Raw genomic sequence first — 7,983 nt, forward strand, 5'->3', positions numbered from 1 at the left:
ATGGGCAAGTAAGGGGGTATCGGGGAGCAAATCACTATGATAGATGATAGTTTTACCCCTGATAGGGGGTAAAAATTAGTTTACCCCTGATAGGGGGTAAACACAGCAAGCTATGATCTTCAATTGGCGCTGATGACATCTCCTCCTTACTAGCACATTATTGGGTATGGTATCTGCACTAGGCTACTAGAAGAGATTCTGTTGTCATAATTTCAATTCAACTTAACGATCCAACCTCTCTTGCTCATGCGGTTGTGGCTTCGTTAGTTTTTTAAGAACCCGCCTCAAACCGTCTTTCTTCATGCGTGGTATTTTACGTGTTTCATTTCTAATCGAGCGCGATTTCAGTTCATCCCTCAATTTCGGTTCAGAAGCTATAACTTCAAAAGCTCGACTAAGTTCGAGATAGCTGTCCCGCTGTCTTTCTGCCAGCTTTCCAGCATGTTCAATCGATGTTCCAATCTCGCTATTTGCTGTCTCGTGGATGCGGATATTTCGTTTGAGGCTTTCGATAGCCCCTGTAACGCTTCGACAGATGCTTGGTATTCCTGCATCATGAGCTGATTGTTTTGAATAATGTCCTTCAGGATTGTTTTGCGTTCGTGTTGATACTGTTCCTGAATTTGTCTTATTGTGTTTAGGTAAAACTCGTTCTGTGTCTCGATCATAGCGAGCAAATGCTCGTTTGAAATCTGCTGATTCTTCGTCAATGACGTAATTTGTGAAGCTAATTGCTTCTCGATATGGCTCATATTCTATTTTCCCTTCGAGTAGAAAACTCATCCATTCTTGGATAAACCTCTTTTGTCGCTCGTGATACTGCTCTAGCGCTAACTTTGCATTTCGTTCAGCTAATGCTTTTCTTTCTTCAATTTGCTTAACCATCTCAAAACCTTTGAGGGATGGGTTGAACTCAGGCATGTGTGCAAAAATAGGCTGAGGTTGCGATATGTAACAAGGTGGCGTTGCTGTCCATCTTGAATTGGGTGGTAAGTAATACGCTTTCGTTATGCTTTTTTCAGGTTGAATACGTGCAAGTCGGTAGCGACTTTTGTTGTAGTCAGCTCGTTTTGCAATGACCTTATCCAGCTTACTTTTTAGTTCATGTAGTCTTTCTTCCTTGCTTTGTATGCTTTCACAGGATTGCGTCAGTGATTCTTTCGAAGTGAATTGGGAAGTGAAGACAAAGCCCTTCAGGCGAACGTTCTTTTTGTCCTGAAAATGCAAGCGTATAAAATTATCTGACTGACTAATATGGGTAACCCCGATCTTTTCTTTAAACTTATCACTACTTAGTGCTTGTATAATGTCATTGCGGCTGTTTACTCGATTATTAGCAATCATGTCTTTAATCCAGACATTGATTGCTTTCTTTAGCTTGTGCCGCTTGTCAAGGCCGCTACCGTCTTGAGTAAGTCGTTTATGAAGAGAATCGAGAGGACTCACTAAATCATGCTTAAGATTTAAGTAATCCCGCAGTAGATTGAAGTCTTGTTCATGCCCAGGTGGCGCAGGGTTGAAGGACAATCCTGTTGCAAGGTGAATTCTCGGTATCAAGAAGTGGTTTTCAATATTGCCTTGGTGCGTGTGACGCACCCAGTCGATTAATCGCTCATCTTCAGGGAAACCAGCAAAGCACAAGTCTTCGAATAACTCTCGCCATTCCGCTTCAATTTCTGGATTAGCTTGCAACTTATCTGTATCTTCCAACGCGTGAGCAATCACACCAGAAACATATTTATGTTGGTGAGGCGTATGTGCAATCACATATTCGACCGCTTTGCGATTACCATTAATTGCTTCTGGTGGCGGTTCTCTACGTTTTCCTTTTTGCTGCTGGAGAATGTAGTCGCATTCCCACTCTGTCTGTGTGTCGTTCGTTTCTCTGGCAGATTTACGCATTTGATAAGCATCGCTGTAAATTCTTTTTTGCTCGTCACTGAGGCTGCACAGAGGACCATAGAGATAGTTTGTTGCAGCTTGTGGGTTAGTCTGGTCTTTTCCACTGGTTTGGAAAAATGATATTACTGCCATAATTCCACCGATAATGGATCTACTTTTGCGACTCGGTATTTATGGTCAACCTGTGGATTGGCTAGAATATTCATTACTCGCAGATCGTGCTGCTCAAATGCTTTGTTTAGCTGGTTAAGCTCTAGCAAGATTTGAATGGCTTCCACTCCAGATTTATGAGTGTTACACCACTTGACGGTCTGATTAAGCAGAGAATTGAAACGTACACGTTCATGGATTACGCCTAACATCTCCTTTCTAGTCTGCTCTGCAAAAGGTATTATGATTTGAGTTTTATGTAGTGATTCAGAAGCAATCTGAGACACCGTTTTTCCTGCTTGCTCAGCTTTGTATTTCCAGATCTTTTTATCTAAGAGCGTACAGTTCATTTCTATACGAGTACTCTTTGCTTCACAATAATGATGGTAAAGCGCATCTACTTCAGCGGACTTTAAACCAGTTTCTTTCTTCAAGCGGTTTTTGCTGATTTTAATGTTGTGCTCAACACAGTTATCAAGTGATTTTTCGAACAATTCGGTAAGCTTTGGATCGTTAAGATAGTACTCTGCTATCTGCTTTTTCTTGTATTTTCTAGTCATATTTTGGTGCCTAATTTTTTAGGTCTGATTATTGTTTGGGGTAGTTAATTAAGGGGTTTGGGCGCAGCCCAAGCGTTCCTAAGCAGCAGCTTAGACTCCCAACCCGATGAAATTTTTCATACGGGGTTGGGGTAACCTTGCTCTTTTAGCTTTTACATCAATTTTCCACACCGTCGTCGACATGGAATTCTTCAGATAAGCTGGGATCTGCCTCACTCAAATCGCCGAAATACCAATCAGGATGAGTGGTCGTGAGACTTTCGATAAGTTTTGTGTTGTGTTCTTGTAGGCGTTCTTTATCGCGAGTTAATGAAGCGATATGCTCATCTAACATTTTCGCGCGAGTGCGTTCAACCACAAGCTCGTGGTTTACCAACAGTAACGTGTCGAGCTTTTGCTGTTGGTGGTCAATTCGAGACCGATAGTCAGAAGCAACTTGCTCTGATTGAGCAAGTTTATTTTCTAACTCATTGCACTTTTGACTCTGTGAATCAGTTTGCCGTATCTGCTTTTGCAATTCGTCAATGAACTCAACAAGCTCTTTGTTTTCTTTTTCTAATTCATCAATTTGCTTAAGAGATTCTTGGGTATGGGCGCTAACGAGCTGCTGCACTTCACTATCAAACGCCTGCCAGACGATGGACATTTCGGCTTGAAGCGCAGAAATCAGTCGCTGCTCAGAGTCAACAAACCACAGCGCTTTATTACGAACGATAGTAGTTGGTTTTGTCGCTTTCCTTAGTATTTTGAAAGCGATCGCTACTCGCCTAAAATCACCACCAACACGCTTTTGAAGCGCTTTTGCTGAAGTGGGTGCTGTGTTTGAATCGCTAAATGCTGAGGCATACTCATCAATGGTTTTACCTTTTTCGGTCGAGTACCCATTTTTTTCTAGTTCAGAGCTGAATCTTTCACGGAGCAATACAAGACTTTCTTCCTGACTGAGTAAGGCAGGAAGAGAGGAAGACAAAGTAGTATTCATAATTACTGTCCACCTTTCAGCGTATCGTCGATAATTTTGTAGATTTGCTCTCTGTGTTCATCATTCTTTGCAGCACGTGCCAATTCGAGTAAGTTTTGTATAAATGCTTTGTCATCACTGGCAATGGACTGCGCTGCTTGCTTAGTTTCAACAATGCCATTGGGTACGACAATGCTGTTTGAATCACCCGTTTTAAATAGCTCTGCTATTGTCCTATCTGCTTTGACTTGCTCTTTCTTCAAACTCACCTTATTACGTTTCGCATAATGCTTTTCTACAATGCTGACGTCTCGATGCCCGAGTAATTCCGCTATCCAAGCTACACTGACTCCACGATTAAAAGGTATCGACGCTCCCGTATGTCGCAATTGATTTGGGCCTCGATGTGCTACGCCTGCTTCTTTGAGAAACCCAGTAAAAAACTGTTTTGCGAATTGCTTGGGGTTTAACCACGGGTGACCAGTTTGCTCATTAAAAAAAACAAACCTGCGTTTTTCTCGTTTAACTGTGATGTTATCTCGTTGTACAACGTCAATAGTTATTGGAGCTTTATCACCCGTTAGTCGTTCGAGTTTGCGGAGTAATTGAGCGGCTTCTGCTGATAACTCAATTGTTCGTTCAGACTCTTCTGTTTTAGTTACTTTGTATTTGTTTAATGGTTTAGCTAAATCAACGTATAGTCGACACTTTTCAATCCCGTCCTCTGTGTAAAACTCGATATTTTCCCAGCAAGTACAAATGAGTTCGCTGATACGTAATGCCGTTAGAATGGCAAAAGAAGCCATGTCTTTTGCCATCTCATTGTCGGTATCAGTCAACAGTAATTGACGTACTTCATCTTCAGTGAATGGGAATGGATCATCATTGACAACTTTCAGGTTTTTGATTTTTTCCATTAGGTCGTTTTTCTGCTGTTCGGAGGAACAAGCTTTAGCGCAGACGGCTCGTAAGATAGTGTAACAACCGTTAATGACCTTGCCTTTTTTGCCTTGTGTGAGAAGTGTGATTTTGAGTTCATCAATATCTTCGATTGTAAGTTCAGATAGTGGTTTATCACCTAAGTTTAGGATGATATGTCGACCGTGAGTCTTCATTCCGTTCAGTGTTGATTCAGCAACAACAAGCGCTTTAGTATTTAGCTCATGACAAACAGCTTGGGCGACTGAGCTTAGCGGGTAATCATCTTTGTTTAATGAAATGTCAGACTTGCGAGTGCCTTTCCGAGTTTTTTTAATTCGAGACTTCAGGCGAGGGGATTTTTCATTTTTCTTCGTAGGGTTCATTTCTAGACCTATAGAGTGATAGGCCATTAAGGGCGGCTCTTCTGGCGGAGCCTTATTATGTATAATGGTCTGGTTTATTTGCTTATTATCAAACCACAACGTTTCTTTTTACACAATAGTTACGCATAATTAACTTTAATGTAAGCCTATGTATAATAAAGAAAAATATACATATCTGGAATATTTTTCATAGCGTAACTTATTGATATTTATAAGTGTAAGTGCTAACTAACTTATCGTATTTTCTTCCCTTGCGAGATTACAACGTTTACCATTAAATTTAATTAATGTGACACAGGTCACGAAAAATGACGTAGTGCAAATAACTACACTACGTCTTGTGGGGTTCATAGAAGAATAAATATTAGGGTTACAGTGCTGAAGATACTAGCCTTAATAGCTTCGCTGCATTAAACGCTGATGTATCATTTTCATAGACTTTAACGTGGTCGCCATACTGCATAAGTAACGGACCATTTTCACCCATCAGCACCGAGGCGACACACTTTTGTTGAAGAGTTTGCTGCATTATATCTAAAGTAAGTTTTGGCGAACCGTCTTGGTTAGTCATCATTTTTCCCCTCAGCTAAAATCTAACAAGTCTAGTAACTCACGATTTGAGTTACATTTGTGAAAAATGGAAAACTCCTCCAGTTTGATAATCTTTCGCACTTTGCGCATTGGACTGGATTCGTTGAGATCATCTATAAGGCATACAGAATGTTGTGTACGATACGAAAACTCGGTTGCATAGGTACGGACTTCTATATCAACGCTATCTGTATGCGAGAAAAGATGCAGTACCGAGTCAGTTAAGTTCATTTTAAAGCCTGTGTACCTACCAAAACGCGAAATCAAAATAAAGATCATGATGTCAAATACATCTGTCGGGATACCAACAGTAGTTCCACACTTAAACTTGAAGCTATTTAACTGCTTGGAGCCGAGTTGGATTTGTAGATTATCCACAAGATAAGCACCGTTCATAAAATCGCGACGAATTTCGTCTGAGAAATATTGATACACCAAATATGGTAAGCAAAGAGGTTCATTTTCAGTCAGCTTATTGATTTTTAACCAGTCGCGATAAGTATATTCCTCTAGACTGAGAAGGTTCTTAAAGCTACTCACGCTGCCAATCGTAAGCTGAACCTTTTGTACACCGTACTTTGATTCAAAGTCGTGTTGGTTCAAATAAGGATGGATCTGTAGCAGAGATATCGCTGTATCAATAAGGTGAATCTGCTCCATCGCAACCCCCATTGCTAGAAAGCGAGATAGATCGAGTTGATCGCGGTATGAAGCTCCCTCTTCGAGTGCTAGAACAATAGCTTTTCGTAGCGATTGACTGAGTTTTTGCATAATTACCCCTCTAGATCCATTTGGAACGTGCTAACGATTTCAAGCAATTTCTCTAATTTATGTTTCTTCCCATATCGTCCGAAGGTCATGTTCGGATTATTATGACCAACCACCTCGGCTACACTATGTTCTGGAACATCCTGCTCTTTAAGAACATCAATGAATGTGTGGCGTAGTCCATAAGCGGTAGGACGCTTGCCAGCAAGCATACCCAACTTGGTTTGTAGCTTCCCGAATTGCGTTCGATACGTTTTAGTCCAATCTTTATCTGGTCCGAGCGGTGAGTAATCGAATAGAGGGGCATTGCCTTTATGACGGCGGCTTTCGCAAAATATGACGAAATCATCACGAATCGCAGGGTGAAGAGGGACATTTCGAACTGCATGCTCGTTTTTCAAGTGCTGATCTTTGGATTGGTCGGTGACTCGAAAATATGGGATCTCATCATCTACAACAATATCTTGGATATATGGCTGACAAGCTTCGCCAGTGCGTAACCCATGAAAGAGCTGTAGTTTAGTGATCCACTGAAAGTCCAGAGATTGCAGAGTAAACGCTGGACTTTTAATTAGTAATGTCAGTTCATCAGTTGTCCAACGCTCACGTTGTTCAGAGACATGCTTTTTACTTTTGAACTGGGGATTTAAGTCTTGAGCAGGGTTATTAGGAATATATTTCTTTGATTTTAGCCATTTGAAGAACTGCTTACTTGCTGAGAAATAGTCCTTGTTCGTTTTGGTAGAACGTCCTTCAGAGTAGAGCAGATCTATATAACTATCTAGGTCAGAGCTACTGACTGTATTCCGATTTATGCCCTCCTTTTCAAGGAAATTGATGCAGTGACTTATGCGTTGCTCAAGTTGATGGATCGTAAGCTGTCGAACATTACGCTTCTTCTTACTTTCTAGAAATCGCTCAAGCAACTGAGTAAAAGGTACTACTTCGGCAGAGATGCTCTTTACGCTCGGTTCAGTCTCTTCAAGGTTAGTTAGATCGATATTACTTGGAATGTCTGAAACAATGTCATCTTCAAAATACGCAACGGTTTCAGGGGTTAGTTTATAGGCTGTTGGCGAACAGAAAGATTTACGCAGCGTCTCCATCTGTTGGTGAAGGACAACCTTAAATTTTGGGAATAATACGGGATTGGTTAAATCAATTTGGCTAATAGCAATCTTAATGCAGGAAGCCATTTTAAAATTGCGCTCTATTGCTTCTGAGCGCTCTTTAGTTAAAAGACTAACTTTGATATCGAAAGGATAACCAAACTCACGTAGTTGTTTAGGGATGCAAATGCGGGTTTGATATACGCCATTAGGCGCTTTTTGTAAGTACATTGTCTCACCTCATTGTCATGAAAGTGATTTGCAGTACTGTAGATACGAAAAAACCCTTGAAAATCAAGGGCTTAATGCGTAAGAAAAATGGCGGAGAGATAGGGATTTGAACCCTAGAACCGCTATTAACGGTTGCCGGTTTTCAAGACCGGTGCTTTCGACCACTCAGCCATCTCTCCACAAATTGTTACCGAAATTTAGTCTTATATTAAAAATGCTATATTTCAGTGTTATTTTCAGATGATTTTCTTGAAGAAAATAAAATCTGAAAACATTTATCAAGCCTGGCGATGTCCTACTCTCACATGGGGAAGCCCCACACTACCATCGGCGCTATTGCGTTTCACTTCTGAGTTCGGCATGGAGTCAGGTGGGTCCGCAACGCTATGGTCGCCAAGCAAATTCTT

General features: G+C 41.0%; 7 protein-coding genes, 1 tRNA gene and 1 rRNA gene. All 9 read right to left on the reverse strand.

Annotation, left to right across the window (positions count from 1 at the left end; translation table 11 throughout):
- Nucleotides 1-222: 222 nt before the first annotated feature.
- Nucleotides 223-2,034 carry a relaxase/mobilization nuclease domain-containing protein gene (locus tag AACW06_RS12165; RefSeq protein WP_192075261.1) on the reverse strand — a complete coding sequence of 604 codons (1,812 nt, stop codon included), beginning with the start codon at nt 2,032-2,034 and terminating at the stop codon, nt 223-225.
- Nucleotides 2,025-2,612: a hypothetical protein gene (locus tag AACW06_RS12170; protein ID WP_025794453.1), complete on the reverse strand. Its 588-nt coding sequence runs from the start codon at nt 2,610-2,612 to the stop codon at nt 2,025-2,027. Before AACW06_RS12170 ends, AACW06_RS12165 begins: the two co-directional genes overlap by 10 nt.
- A 157-nt stretch (nt 2,613-2,769) precedes the next feature.
- Nucleotides 2,770-3,594, reverse strand: coding sequence for a hypothetical protein (locus AACW06_RS12175; RefSeq protein ID WP_025794450.1), 825 nt, complete (start codon nt 3,592-3,594; stop codon nt 2,770-2,772).
- Between the two features lie 2 nt (nt 3,595-3,596).
- Nucleotides 3,597-4,904, reverse strand: a complete 1,308-nt coding sequence (locus AACW06_RS12180; RefSeq protein ID WP_031858493.1) for a tyrosine-type recombinase/integrase — start codon at nt 4,902-4,904, stop codon at nt 3,597-3,599.
- A gap of 343 nt (nt 4,905-5,247) precedes the next feature.
- Complete coding sequence (locus AACW06_RS12185; RefSeq protein WP_139046174.1) at nt 5,248-5,451, reverse strand: hypothetical protein; 204 nt, start codon at nt 5,449-5,451, stop codon at nt 5,248-5,250.
- A gap of 8 nt (nt 5,452-5,459) precedes the next feature.
- On the reverse strand, nt 5,460-6,239 hold the full coding sequence (locus tag AACW06_RS12190) for a hypothetical protein (RefSeq protein ID WP_025794444.1): 780 nt from the start codon (nt 6,237-6,239) through the stop codon (nt 5,460-5,462).
- Nucleotides 6,240-6,241: 2 nt separating this feature from the next.
- The gene (locus tag AACW06_RS12195) at nt 6,242-7,576 is read right to left on the reverse strand and encodes a tyrosine-type recombinase/integrase (RefSeq protein WP_025794442.1); all 1,335 of its coding nucleotides are present in this window, start codon (nt 7,574-7,576) and stop codon (nt 6,242-6,244) included.
- 88 nt (nt 7,577-7,664) lie between these two features.
- A tRNA-Ser gene (locus AACW06_RS12200) sits at nt 7,665-7,755 on the reverse strand.
- Nucleotides 7,756-7,858: 103 nt separating this feature from the next.
- Nucleotides 7,859-7,974: ribosomal RNA gene (gene rrf, locus AACW06_RS12205) — 5S ribosomal RNA — on the reverse strand.
- Nucleotides 7,975-7,983 lie beyond the last annotated feature (9 nt).

Source organism: Vibrio sp. S12_S33 (genome assembly GCF_963889785.1).
Taxonomy (GTDB): domain Bacteria; phylum Pseudomonadota; class Gammaproteobacteria; order Enterobacterales; family Vibrionaceae; genus Vibrio; species Vibrio aestuarianus.